The sequence below is a fragment of the Agromyces binzhouensis genome (assembly GCF_004135055.1).
GTDB lineage: Bacteria > Actinomycetota > Actinomycetes > Actinomycetales > Microbacteriaceae > Agromyces > Agromyces binzhouensis.
Map to the genome: position 1 here is coordinate 1 of NZ_SDPL01000050.1, position 12,166 is coordinate 12,166.

The window sequence follows — 12,166 nt, forward strand, 5'->3', positions numbered from 1 at the left end:
CGCCGCCGCACTCACCCCGGCGACGCGCGGGCTGATCGGGGCGGACGAGCTCGCGGCGCTGCCGGCGGGTGCCGTGCTGGTCAACGTGGCGCGCGGGGGACTGGTCGACTCCGACGCGCTCGTCGCCGCGCTCGAGTCGGGACGGCTCGGCGGGGCCGGTCTCGACGTCACCGAGCCGGAACCGCTGCCCGCGGAACATCCGCTCTGGACCGCCCCGAACTGCCTCGTCACGCCCCACGTCGCCGACACGGAGGCCATGACCGTGCCGCTGTTCGCGCACCGGATCGCGGCGAACGTCGCCGCCTTCGTGGGCGGCACGACCTTCGACGGACGCATCGATCTCGAGGCCGGATACTGACGTCAGCTGAGCCCGGCTCGGATTGGGACTCCGGCGCTCGCTTTGCTACAGTATCTCTGCGCCCAGCGTGATCCTCCATAGCTCAATTGGCAGAGCAATCGGCTGTTAACCGATAGGTTCTTGGTTCGAGTCCAAGTGGGGGAGCTTCCCCGGCCCGGACCACATCGTCCGGGCCGTCGTCGTCTCCGGGCCGTGTCCGCCCGCGCGGAGGCGCTCGATTTGCGCGGACCCGCCACCTGCGGGTCAACTGGGATCCGTGCCCGGACCCGACGTCGACGCCTCGATCCGCGGTGCGCGACGCGACGGCATCGCCGTCGGGCTCGCGACCGCCGCGTACGGCATCTCGTTCGGCGCGCTGTCGGTCGCATCGGGGCTCGACGTCTGGCAGACGTGCTTCCTCAGCCTCGTGATGTTCACGGGCGGGTCGCAGTTCGCGCTCGTCGGCGTGATCGGTGCGGGCGGCGCCGCGGCCGGGGGATCCGCCATCGCGGCCGCTGCGCTGCTCGGCGTGCGGAACGTCGTCTACGGCATGCGCATGCGGCCGGTGGTCAGCGAGCACGGCCTCGCGCACCGCGTCGCCGCGGCCTGGCTGACGATCGACGAGTCGACGGCCGTCGCGCTCGCGCAGGACGACGAGCGCGCGGCGCGCGTCGGCTTCTGGGTCACGGGCCTCGCGATCTTCGTCGGGTGGAACCTCACCACGCTCCTCGGCGCCCTCATCGGCGATGCACTGGGCGACACCCGCGCGTACGGGCTCGACGCCGCCGCCGCGGCCGCGTTCCTGGGCCTGCTCTGGCCGAGGCTCAAGCGGGTGCAGGCGGGCGCGACGGCCGTGCTCGCGGCCGTCGTGGCCACGGTGGCCACGCCGGTGCTCGCACCCGGGTTGCCGGTCCTCGTCGCGGCGGTCGTCGCCGTCGTGGTCGGCTGGTTCGACCTCTTCCGTCGACGGGAGGCCGCGGGATGACCGTGTGGCACGTGATCCTGATCGCGACCGCGGCGACCCTGGCGTTGAAGCTCGCCGGTCACCTCGTGCCCGCCTCGTTCCTCGAGCGCGAGCGACCGGCGAGGATCGCCGACCTGCTCACCGTCGCGCTGCTCGCGGCGCTCATCGCGGTCCAGACCCTCGCGGTCGGGCAGGGGCTCGTCATCGACGCCCGGGTTCCGGCGCTCGTCGTCGCCGCCGCGCTCTATGCGGTGCGGACGCCCTTCATCGTCGTGGTCGCAGTCGCCGCGGCCGTGGCGGCCGGCATCCGGTTCTTCGCGTAGCGCGGTCGGTGGCGAGCGGAGCGCGAGCGGATGACGCGGCTCACGCGTCGAGGTCGTCGACGCCCGGCGTCCAGCTCGAACCCGGCCGGCCCCAGCCGCGCTTGCGCGTGATCTTCTGCACGATGCGCTGGTCGTGGTCGTCGAGCCGGTCCATGTAGAGCACGCCGTCGAGGTGGTCGTACTCGTGCTGGAAGATGCGCGCCAGCCATCCGTCGGCGACGATCTCGAAGGGCTCGCCCTCGAGGTCGGTCGCACGCAGGATGGCGCGTTCCGCCCGTCGCAGCCCGAACCGCTCGCCGGGGAAGGAGAGGCACCCCTCGGACTCGTCGTCCTCGTCGGGCATGCCCGGGACCGGCGGCGAGATCCACAGCTCGGGGTTGATGGCCACGCCGCGCCACTCGCGGTCGTCCTCGTCGGTCCACCCGAACGTGAACAATCGCAGCGGGACGCCGACCTGCGGACCGGCGAGACCGACGCCGGGCGCGGCATCCATCGTCTCGAACATGTCGCGCACGAGGGTGCGGATCTCGTCGTCGATCGCCTCGACCGGCGAGGCCGGCGCATGGAGCACGGGGTCGCCCGTGATTCGGATCGGGAGCACGGCCATTCGCCAAGGATATCCGCGAGCGAGCCGGTAGGGTCGAGGGGTGGATCCGGACCTCAGCGAGCTCGGCGAGCTGATCCCGCTCGATCCGACGCAGTTCATCGGCATCCCGCTCGCGCTCGTCGGAGCGGTCTTCCTGTCCCTCGGGGCCCAGTTCCAGCACCGCGGCGTGGTCAAGGTCGAGGCGAACACGGCCGACACCCTCGGCAAGGGGCTGAACGGCAGGCAGCTCGCGCTCCTGCTCGCACGGCCGTCGTGGGTGCTCGGCACCCTCATGCTCGGGCTCGCGATCGTCTTCCAGCTCTCGAGCCTCTACTTCGCGCCGCTGATCGTGGTGCAGCCGCTCGGCGCGCTCGCGCTCGTGATCACGTCGATCATGAACTCGCGCATCAACAAGGTGAGCCTCAACCGCAAGTCGATCACGGCGATCGTGATGTGCGTCGGCGGCGTGTTCCTGTTCGTCGGGGTCGCCGCGTTCACCGCCGTCGACAAGCCGGTGCAGGCGCGACAGCTCATCACCATCCTCATCGTCCTCATGGTGGTGCTCGCCGCCGCGGCGGTGACCTTCGCGCTGTTCCGCCAGCGCATCCGTGCGATCTTCTACGTGCTCATGGCGGGCGTGCTGTACGGCTTCGTGGCGACGCTCGCCAAGGTCGTGCTCTCGCGCGTCGACCAGGGCGAGTTCGACTGGCTCACCCTGCTCTGCGTGATCGCCCTGCTCGCGGCGACGGGCCTCGGCGCGTACTTCGTGCAGAACGCCTACGCGAGCGGTCCGCCCGACCTCGTGATCGCGGGCCTCACGGTGGTCGACCCGATGGTCGCGGTGCTCATCGGCATCGTGGTGCTCGACGAGGCGTCGCAGGCGCCCCCGTGGGCGATCGGCGTGTTCGCGGTGACGGGTGCGGTGGCGATCTGGGGCGTGTTCCTGCTGGCGAAGAACCATCCGCAGACACGGCTCTGACGACGATCGGATGCGAGGCGCCGATGCGCCCGTCACGCTCATGCGAGCAGGGGCTGGCGCGTGAGATCGGCGCTGCGACCGGTGCTCTCGTAGACTAGGGTCGGATGAACCCAGCCCACGCTGCCCGTCCCGATCTCCCGACAGGCCCGGCCCCGGCCACCCACCCCGTTCCACGAACAGCGAGGTAGAGCACCACGTGTCCGACTCATCGAGCGTGTCCGCCGACCCCGGCTCGAAGCGCCCGCTCCGGATCCTGATCGGCGCCGACACCTTCGCGCCCGACGTCAACGGAGCCGCCCGCTTCGCCGAGCGGCTCGCCGCCGGACTCGTCGAGCGCGGCCACGACGTGCACGTCGTGGCCCCCGCCGCGAGCCGCAAGCACGGCACGTGGAAGGAGGTCCACGAGGGCCAGGAGCTGACGGCGCACCGACTGCTGAGCTGGCGCTGGTACCCGCACGACTGGCTCCGCTTCGCACTGCCGTGGCGGATCAAGCAGAACAGCGCGCGGATCCTCGACGAGGTGAAGCCCGACGTCGTGCACTTCCAGTCGCACATCGTGGTCGGCCGCGGCCTCTCGATCGAGGCCGCGAAGCGCGGCATCCGCATCGTCGGCACGAACCACTTCATGCCCGAGAACATGCTCGAGTTCACGCTCATCCCGAAGGCGTGGCAGGACTGGGCCGTCGGGCTCGCCTGGAAGGCCGCACGACGCACGTTCGGCCGCGCCGAGTCGGTCACGACGCCGACGCGACGCGCGGCGGACTTCCTCGAGAAGTACACGGGGCTCCACGGGGTGCACGCCATCTCGTGCGGCATCGATGCGCACAAGTACTCGCCGAACTGGGAGCCGCGCACCGAGAACCGCATCGTCTTCGTCGGCCGCGTGACCGGTGAGAAGCAGATCGACGTGCTCCTCCGCGCCGTCACGCTCCTTCCCGCCGAGCTCGACGTCAAGGTCGACATCGTCGGCGGCGGCGACCAGAAGCGCAACCTCGAGCACATGGCCGTCGAACTCGGCATCGCCGACCGGGTGACCTTCACCGGCTACGTCACCGACGAGGAGTTGCGCGATGCGTACCACCGGGCGTCGGTGCTCGCGATGCCGTCGATCGCCGAGCTGCAGAGCATCGTGACGATGGAGGCGATGGCCTCCGCGTTGCCCGTCGTCGCCGCGAACGCGATGGCGCTGCCGCATCTGGTGCACGACGGCGAGAACGGGTACCTCTTCGAACCGGGTGACCCGAAGGACCTCGCCGACAAGCTGCGCCTCGTGCTCGAGGCGACTCCCGACGACTACAACGCCATGAAGGCGCAGTCGCTCAAGCTCATCAAGGCGCACGACATCACGCGCACGCTCGACACGTTCGAGAGTCTGTATCGTGGTGAGCGCGTGACCGATCCGGTCACCGAGTCGATCCCGGTCATCGTGCCGGAATGAGGTCGCTCGCGGGGCGGTAGCTCAGCCGGTTAGAGCAGTGGACTCATAATCCATCGGTCACGGGTTCAAGTCCCGTCCGCCCTACGGAACCCCTCTGTCAGAGCCCCAGTCGTGCCCCGGGCATCACAGGCGAGGGGCTCGGCCGCGGCACAGTAGGCCCAGGGGTCGTGCGATCACGCCCGGCGTGCCACGGTGGAGGCACCGACCGGGAGGCCACCATGCCGAGTGAAGAGCAGCTGAGGGACTACGCACGCGTCGCGATCGAGGTCGGACTGGCGGTGTAACCCGGCGAGCGGGTGCTCATCTCGGCGCCCGTCGTGCGACCCGAGTTCGCGCGGATGGTGGTCGAGGCAGCCTACGGTGCCGGGGCGATCTCGGCCGACGTGCTCTGGTTCGACGATGCGGTCGACCGGTCGCGGTTCACCCACGGCTCGGCCGATGCCGCCGGCGCGCTGCCGGGGAGCGCCCTGTTCCGCCTCGCCGACTTCGAGGCCGGCGCCTCGTTCCTGCGCATCCACGCGGCCGACCCTGCCAAGTTCGCCGGGGTCGACCAGGCTCTCGTGCAGCAGCAGAACCCGCCGCGAGATGGAGTACATCCGGCCCCAGATGGAGGCGATGGGCATCGGGCACGTGCCCTGGACGGTCGTCGGGGTGCCGATCCCCGCGTGGGTGTCGAGCGTGTTCCCCGACGATGACGCCGAGGAGGCGGAGGAGCGCCTGTGGCAGGCGATCCTCCGCGCCACCCGCATCGACACGCCGGATCCGGTCGCCGGCTGGCGCGCGCACATCGCGGACCTGGAGGCGCGGGCCGCGCACCTCGACTCACGCGACTACCGCCGGCTGCGCTACGAGGGCCCCGGGACCGACCTCGTGCTCGGCATGACGGATCGCGCCCGCTGGGGCGGCGGCGGCATGACGACCCCCGCCGGGAAGCGTTTCGCACCCAACCTGCCGACCGAGGAGGTGTTCACCTCCCCGCATCGGATGAGGGCGGAGGGCACGGTCCGCGCGACGAAGCCGCTGAGCTACTTCGGCGACCTCATCGAGGACTTCTCGTTCGAACTCTCGGAGGGGAAGGTCGTCGGTTCGCATGCCGGCGTCGGCGAGGCGACGCTGCGGGCGATCCTCGGCAGCGACGACGGAGCCGTGCGCTTCGGCGAGGCCGCGATGGTGCCGCAGTCCGGGGCGGTGGCCGCCGAGCACCTGGTGTGGAAGAACATCCTGTACGACGAGAACGACGCGTGCCACATCGCCCTCGGACAGTCGTATGCGTCCTGCTACGACGGCGCCGATGCCCTGAGCCCCGACGAGCGGCTCGAGGTCGGCCTCAACCGCAGCTCTGTGCACGTCGACTTCGTGCTCGGTTCCCCCGAGCTGAGCGTCTTCGGCGTGCTCGACGACGGCAGCGAGGAGCCGATCATCGCCGCCGGCGAGTGGGGGTTCAGCGTCTGAGGCGCCGGCGTGCGGGCCCGGATCGAGGCATCCCGACGAGTCGACACGACTCACTCGTGTTCGGGGAGCATCGGCGGTGACCAGCCCGGATCGCGACCGAGGTGAGCGGCGCGGGCGACGGATGCCGCGCCGAAGCGATCGCGGACCGCGTCCAGCACCGTGTCGAGGCGGGCGCCGTCGTCCCAGTCGATCGGGAGCTCAGGTTGGAGGCTGTCGGCGCGCGCCAGCTGCGACAGCGAGACGCCGATCAGCGTGATGCCGCGCTCGGCGATCTCGGCCTGCGCCCCGCGGAAGAGGTCGCGTGCGACGGCCAGCAGCACGGCGGTGCGGTCGGTCGAGGGGTTGATGGAGTGCGATCGCGTGGCCCTCGTGAAGTCGCCGAAGCGAAGTCGCAGCACGACCGTCCTGCACACCCGATCGCCGTCGCGCAGGCGTCGGGCCAGCCGATCGACGATCTGGGTGAGGGTGAGCTCCAGTTCCTCGGCCGGGCGCGGGCGACTGCCGAGCGCCCGTTGCGATCCGATCGAAGCGCGGCGGCGAGTGGTGTCGACGGGGCGTGGGTCGCGGAGCCTGGCCAACGCGTGCAGGTGCGCCCCGGTCGCCTTCCCCAGCACCTGCTCCGCGGCCACGGCCTCGAGTTCTGCCAGTTGCCCCACGGTGCGGATGCCGAGCCGGTGCAGCTTCTCGGCGGTGACCGCGCCGACGCCCCACAGCCGCTCCACCGGCAGCGGGAGCAGGAAGGCCGCCTCGCGTTCGGGCTCGACGACCAGCAGGCCGTCGGGCTTGCTGACGGCGCTGGCGACCTTGGCGAGGAACTTCGTCCGCGCGATCCCGACGGAGATCGCCAGGCCGACCTCGGCACGGACCCGCTCACGCAGTCGCTCCGCGATCTGCTCGGGCGTGCCCGCGATGCGCCGGAGCCCTCCGACCTCCAGGAACGCCTCGTCGATCGAGAGCCCCTCGACGAACGGGGTCGTATCGCGGAAGATCGCGAACACGGCACGACTGGCCGTCGAGTAGGCCTCCATCCGAGGCGGGACCACGACAGCACCGGGGCACAGGTCGCGCGCCTGGCGGCCGCCCATCGCGGTCCGCACGCCGTAGGCCTTCGCCTCGTAGCTCGCCGCCAGCACGACCCCGCCGCCGACGATGACGGGTCGTCCGCGCAGCTCGGGCGCGTCACGCTGTTCGACGGACGCGTAGAACGCGTCGAGGTCGGCGTGCAGCACGGTCGCCTCGCCCCGCATCCCGACCTCCCGCCGATCGCCCGTCACGCGGATCGTCGCACGCACCGCGGACACGGGATGTTCCGCCACGACAACGGGAGACGTGGAGGAACGTGCGAATTCACACCAGAACTGGGGGACGGTACCGGTTGACGACTCATCAGAGTCCTGAGTACTTCTGGTATGCGACGCCTCAGGGTCGCCACGAGAGGAAGACATCATGCCGAAGATGCGCAGGACGATCCAGCCCGCCGTGCTGCCGGGATGGAAGATCGAGTTCGGTGATGATGGGCGGACGATGACCGTGATCGCGCCGGAGGGCGTGCGCCTGACCGGCGACCTCCTCCGCGGCATCGGATGGGCCGACGCGGTCGAGGCGGCGGGGATGGACTCGCCGGAGACCGACGCGCACTGGCTGGCCGAGTTCACGTCCGAACGAGCGTTGCATCGACCTCGTGGCGGGTCCGCGGAGTTCGATGCCGAGGTGGCGCGGCTCTACCGCAAGGCGGTACTCGCCGGACTGACGCCGCGCGAGGCCATCGCCGCGCTGTATGGAGTGGACGCGCAGACGGCGGGGAAGTGGATCACCGAAGCCAAGCGCAACGGCGTCGTCGGTTCGCTGGCCGAGGAGCGCTCGCGCGCGCTGCGTGAGATCCGGGAGGACTGAGCCAGGCTGACTGCCCCGTCGGCGTCGGTCGTATCGTCGGGACGGGAGATCCCGCGCCGGGTCGACTGCGTTCAGGACGGGCGAGCCGCGGCATCCGCCCCTCGGATCAGGGCGCGCACGAACGCGACGACTGCCGCGATGATGCCGATCGCGGAACCCACGATGGCAAGGATGAGCAGCGTGCGCACGACGATCTCCCACGGGAAGGTCGAGGTGCCGAAGTCGAACGGGAACACCGCCCAGAGCTGGATCGTCGCGACGAGGCCGACGCTGGTCGTCACGATGTCGCCGAGGGCCTTGAGCCAGGCCCGGTCGAAGACGAGGTTGACGACGTTGACGACGACCCCGGCCGCGAGCGACGCGTTGATCCACGGCAGCACGTCCAGGGTCTCGGCGGTGAGGAAGGGCAGGACCTGCCATCCCGGCCAGACGTTGCCCAGGAAGAGCAGGAGCAGGTTGACGAACGCCGCGACCGCGTAGCCGAACCGCCGCGCGGCGGGGCTGAGCGGCTCACGCCGTCGTGGCGTCCGGCGCCGGGTCTCGGGCGGGTCCGCAGTCATGCCCCCCAGCATCCCGGACGCCCGCGTCGCGTGCAGGGCCGAACGGCCTTCGCGTGCGAGGGCACGCCGGTCTCGGCCGACGCGGAGCGAACGTCGCCGCGACCGCGACCGCGAGACGGCGCGGCCCCGCCATCCCGCTCAGCGATGCCGCGTCGAGCGGCGGATCTCCGCGGCGTAGTCGTCGAGTACGTCGAGGATGCCGGTGTGCTGCCAGACCCGATTGCGCGCCCGTCCGGAACGCTCGACGAGGATGCCGCGTTCGACGAGGGTCTCGATGGTGCGCTTGGCGGTGACGTCGTTGAAGCCGAGCTCACGGGTGAGGTACCGGCTGTTGACGATCGGCTGGGCGATCAGGCGGGGGAGGAGCGCCCACGCCTTCGAGACCGACCTGACGCCGGCGAGCTTCTGCCGGGAGGCCTCGAGCTGGTCGGCGAGGGCGTCGACCAGGGCGCGGCCGGAGGTCGCCGCATAGCGGGAGGCGTCGGCGAAGCTGTGCGCGATCGGACCGGCGTCGCCGTCTCGGAAAGCCCGCAGCGCGTCGAAGTACCGGCCCACGTCGACGAGCAGGCCTGCTGAGAGCGGCACGGTGGTGTGGGTGGCGAGTCCCTTGTTGCGGAGCATCGCCTGGGCGAGCGCGCGGCCGGTGCGGCCGTTGCCGTCGACGAACGGGTGGATGGACTCGAACTGGGCGTGCGCGACGGCGATCTGCAGGAGCGCGGGCAAATCGACGCGGCCGGCGAAGGCCACCAGGTCGTCGATCGCTTCCGGGATCCGGCCAGGTTGCGGCGCGATGTAGTCCGCACCGCGCGGTCCGGCGTTGTCGCGACCACCGATCCAGACGAGCTCGGTGCGGAATGTGCCGGCCTGGTCTTCGAGCCCGACCTGACGGCGGAGGAGCTCGCGATGCATCGCCAGGATGCTGTCGGCGTCGAGGTGCTCCGACAGCGCGATCGCCGCCTCCATCGCGCGAACGTTGCCGATCACGGTGGCGGCGTTCGCGCGATCGCCCTCCTCGATCTCGGCGAGAGCGAGCTGGCGGGCCGAGGCGGTCAGCTGCTCGATCTGGCTGCTCGAGGCGCTCTCGGTGCGGAGCAGGATCGCCGACATCGGTCCGAGTGCGGGATGCTCCGCTCCGAGGCGGATGAGGGCGTACCGGTCGAAGTCGGCGAGCGCCAGGGCGGCCTCCTCGATGTCGGCCGTGTCGATGCCCGAGAGTCGAGGCGACCACCCGGCGATGCTCGCCGTCCGCGCGGAGAGGTACGGACCCGTCTGGCGGCGGACCTCGGCGTTGGAGAAGCCCGCCGGATTCCGGGGCCGCCACTCGCGCGGCTCGGCGGTGGTCGGGGGGATCGCGATCCGGAGGCTCGCGACATCCGGCATCTCACCCTCGTCTGAAGCCATGAGTGAAGTTTACCTACATATAACTCGCTATGTGTAAGTAAAGGTGAGATCCACCTGCGGTCGAAGGATGCCGCGGAGCTGCCTCAGCGGACCGCCGCCGCCTCCACCTCCGGCGTGTCCGAGAACGCGAGCTTCGGCACGAAGGCGAGCACCACCGCTGCCGCCGCCGCGGTGAGGCCGCACACGAGCCAGACGGTCACGTACCCGGCGAAGCTGCCGGCGGTGCCGGTCGCCGCCTCGCCGGCCGCGCCGAGGAGCGCGATGCCGAACACGCAGGAGGCGATCGCCCCGCCGACGGTCTTCACCGAGTTGGTGAGCCCAGTGGCGACGCCGGTCTGCTGCGCGGGAGCCGCTGCCGCGGCGGCGGCCGGCAACGCTGCGACGAGCGCTCCCGAGCCGATGCCGGCGATGATCATGTTCGTCAGCGCCTGCCAGTAGCTGTCATGGAACGGCAGGAAGAGCAGGTAGCCGAGGGACACGAGCGAGCTGGCCCCGATGAGCGCCACGCGAGGCGACACCCAGCGGGTGACGAACGGGAACAGCATGGCGCCGACCACGAGCGAGAGCACGTACGAGCCGATCAGCAGCGAGGTCTGGAAGCTCGTCGCGCCGAGGCCGTACCCGTAGGTCGCGGCATCCGTCCTCGCGAACGTCGAGAGGGGCGCCTGCGCGCCGAGCACGCTGACGCCGAACAGGCCTGCGGTGAGGAAGACCGGCCAGAGGGCCGGCGAGCGGAACATGCGCACGTCGATGAGCGGGTCGGGATGCCGCAGCTCGTAGCGCACGAAGGGCACGACGAGCAGCAGGCCGAGCGCGACGAGCGACCACGAGAGCAGGTCGCCCGGGCCGTTCAGGCGCATGAAGCTGAGCCCGCCCGTGAGCGCGATGAGCGCGAGCGAGATGAGCACGAGGCCGCCGGTGTCGAGCGTGCCGCCCGTGAGGTCGGGCGACTCCTTCACGCCGAACAGGATCACGAAGAAGCACGCGATCACGGCGACGGCAGGCACGAGCAGGAGCACCCGCATCGGGAGGGCTTCGGCGAGCGCGCCCGCCGAGAGCGCCCCGGCGATGGCGCCGAGCTCGAGGGCGGCGACGAGGAGTCCGGCCGCCCGACGCGTCATGGCCGCCGGACGATCGGCCGAGCGGCTTCGCGACCAGACGAGCGCGATCTCCAGCGGGAGCCAGACCACGTAGAACCCCTGCAGCGCCCACGCGATGAGGAACACCCAGAACTGGTCGGTGAAGGCGAGCGCCGTGGAGGCGACCGCCGTGATCGCCGTCGACCACACCAGCATCCGCTTGTGGCCCACCATGTCGCCAAGCTTGGCGAACGCGGGCACGACGAGGGCCGAGAGCATGAGCTGCGACCCCTCGAGCCAGTTCACGTCGGCGTCGTGGACCCCGAGGTGCCGGGCGATGTCGGTGAGCAGGGGCGTGTAGTAGCCCTGGATGATGCCGCTCGTGAACTCCACGAAGGCGAGGAAGCCGACGATCGCGGCGACGGGTCCGAGCTTCGCAGCGCGCGTCATGGCGGGTCCTTCGGGTCGTGCGGGTGCAGGGTGGCGGTCCCGGGGTGGATTCACCCTAGTGGGTCGGATGTCTCATTCCGGCAACGAACGGATGAGCGCCCGGTGGAACCGCTCGCCCCGTTCGAGGCTGTCGATGCTGACGTGCTCGTCGACGCCGTGGACGGACGCGCGCTGCGCCGCGCTCATGGCGAGCGGCGCGAACCGGTAGACCGCGGGCGCGTAGCGATGGAAGTGGCGCGAATCCGTCGCGGCCATCATCAGGTAGGGCGCGGTGATCGCCTCGGGGTAGGAGGCGGCGACCGCGTCGGCGATCGCGGCGAACTGCGGTCCGCCGGTCGGCGACTCGGGAGACGGGGCGTAGCCCTCGACGACCTCGATCTCCACAGCGCGGTCGCGGATGGCGCGCCGCAGTCGCCGCACGACCGAGTCGACGTCCTCGCCGATGGCGACGCGCAGGTTGACGGTGGCCGAGGCGCGCGCCGGCAGCACGTTCGCGGCGCTGCCGCCGTCGAGCATGGTCGGGGCGATCGTCGTGTGCACGAGCGCCGCGGGTTCGCCGCCGAGTCGCGCGAAGACGCGCGCCGTGAGCCAGGGGAGCGCGGTGAGCACGCGGAGGAGCAGCCGCGCACCGCCGCGCGCGTGGGGCGTGAAGCTCGCGAGCATGGCGCGCATCGACGGCGGCATCCGCTTGGGGAACGGGTTGG

At 71.1% G+C, this 12,166-nt stretch carries 13 protein-coding genes, 2 tRNA genes and 1 pseudogene; 10 read left to right on the forward strand and 6 right to left on the reverse strand.

What is annotated here, in order from left to right; genetic code table 11:
• The 4 genes from ESO86_RS04670 to ESO86_RS04685 form a co-directional block, all read left to right on the forward strand.
• A partial coding sequence (locus ESO86_RS04670) for an NAD(P)-dependent oxidoreductase (RefSeq protein WP_277985211.1) occupies positions 1-358 on the forward strand: 358 nt, incomplete at its 5' end.
• Between the two features lie 71 nt (positions 359-429).
• A tRNA-Asn gene (locus ESO86_RS04675) sits at positions 430-502 on the forward strand.
• 112 nt (positions 503-614) lie between these two features.
• Positions 615-1,322, forward strand: a complete 708-nt coding sequence (locus tag ESO86_RS04680) for an AzlC family ABC transporter permease (RefSeq protein ID WP_129233719.1) — start codon at positions 615-617, stop codon at positions 1,320-1,322.
• Positions 1,319-1,624: an AzlD domain-containing protein gene (locus ESO86_RS04685; RefSeq protein ID WP_129233720.1), complete on the forward strand. Its 306-nt coding sequence runs from the start codon at positions 1,319-1,321 to the stop codon at positions 1,622-1,624. The genes ESO86_RS04680 and ESO86_RS04685 overlap by 4 nt, the downstream gene beginning before the upstream one ends.
• A gap of 40 nt (positions 1,625-1,664) precedes the next feature.
• Here ESO86_RS04685 and def read toward each other — a convergent pair whose 3' ends face one another.
• The gene (gene def, locus ESO86_RS04690) at positions 1,665-2,231 is read right to left on the reverse strand and encodes a peptide deformylase (RefSeq protein WP_129233721.1); all 567 of its coding nucleotides are present in this window, start codon (positions 2,229-2,231) and stop codon (positions 1,665-1,667) included.
• A gap of 40 nt (positions 2,232-2,271) precedes the next feature.
• On the opposite strand from def, the gene ESO86_RS04695 reads away from it, so the two are divergent.
• The 5 genes and pseudogenes from ESO86_RS04695 (at position 2,272) to ESO86_RS04715 (ending at position 6,079) form a co-directional block, all read left to right on the forward strand.
• Positions 2,272-3,189 (forward strand): DMT family transporter, encoded by a 918-nt coding sequence (locus tag ESO86_RS04695; RefSeq protein ID WP_242492204.1) that lies wholly within the window; start codon positions 2,272-2,274, stop codon positions 3,187-3,189.
• Between the two features lie 196 nt (positions 3,190-3,385).
• Positions 3,386-4,627: a glycosyltransferase gene (locus tag ESO86_RS04700; protein ID WP_129233722.1), complete on the forward strand. Its 1,242-nt coding sequence runs from the start codon at positions 3,386-3,388 to the stop codon at positions 4,625-4,627.
• A 10-nt stretch (positions 4,628-4,637) separates the two neighbouring features.
• Positions 4,638-4,711 (forward strand) — tRNA-Ile (locus ESO86_RS04705).
• A gap of 212 nt (positions 4,712-4,923) precedes the next feature.
• A pseudogene (locus tag ESO86_RS20140) lies at positions 4,924-5,181 on the forward strand (aminopeptidase); the annotation flags it as partial.
• Positions 5,066-6,079 carry an aminopeptidase gene (locus ESO86_RS04715; RefSeq protein ID WP_277985212.1) on the forward strand — a complete coding sequence of 338 codons (1,014 nt, stop codon included), beginning with the start codon at positions 5,066-5,068 and terminating at the stop codon, positions 6,077-6,079. The pseudogene ESO86_RS20140 and the gene ESO86_RS04715, both read left to right, overlap by 116 nt.
• Positions 6,080-6,129: 50 nt before the next feature.
• On the opposite strand, the gene dinB is transcribed toward ESO86_RS04715, so the two are convergent.
• Positions 6,130-7,326: a DNA polymerase IV gene (gene dinB / locus ESO86_RS04720; protein WP_129233730.1), complete on the reverse strand. Its 1,197-nt coding sequence runs from the start codon at positions 7,324-7,326 to the stop codon at positions 6,130-6,132.
• Positions 7,327-7,525: 199 nt separating this feature from the next.
• Here dinB and ESO86_RS04725 point away from each other — a divergent pair, with 199 nt between their 5' ends.
• Positions 7,526-7,972, forward strand: a complete 447-nt coding sequence (locus ESO86_RS04725) for a hypothetical protein (protein ID WP_129233725.1) — start codon at positions 7,526-7,528, stop codon at positions 7,970-7,972.
• 71 nt (positions 7,973-8,043) lie between these two features.
• On the opposite strand, the gene ESO86_RS04730 is transcribed toward ESO86_RS04725, so the two are convergent.
• The 4 genes from ESO86_RS04730 to ESO86_RS04745 form a co-directional block, all read right to left on the reverse strand.
• Entirely contained in the window at positions 8,044-8,532 is a 489-nt protein-coding gene (locus tag ESO86_RS04730; RefSeq protein ID WP_129233726.1) for a hypothetical protein, read from the reverse strand.
• Between the two features lie 138 nt (positions 8,533-8,670).
• Positions 8,671-9,933, reverse strand: coding sequence for a Fic family protein (locus ESO86_RS04735; protein WP_242492205.1), 1,263 nt, complete (start codon positions 9,931-9,933; stop codon positions 8,671-8,673).
• Between the two features lie 83 nt (positions 9,934-10,016).
• The gene (locus ESO86_RS04740; protein WP_129233727.1) at positions 10,017-11,462 is read right to left on the reverse strand and encodes an MFS transporter; all 1,446 of its coding nucleotides are present in this window, start codon (positions 11,460-11,462) and stop codon (positions 10,017-10,019) included.
• A gap of 72 nt (positions 11,463-11,534) precedes the next feature.
• On the reverse strand, positions 11,535-12,166 hold a 632-nt coding region (locus tag ESO86_RS04745; protein ID WP_129233728.1), incomplete at its 5' end, for a M20/M25/M40 family metallo-hydrolase.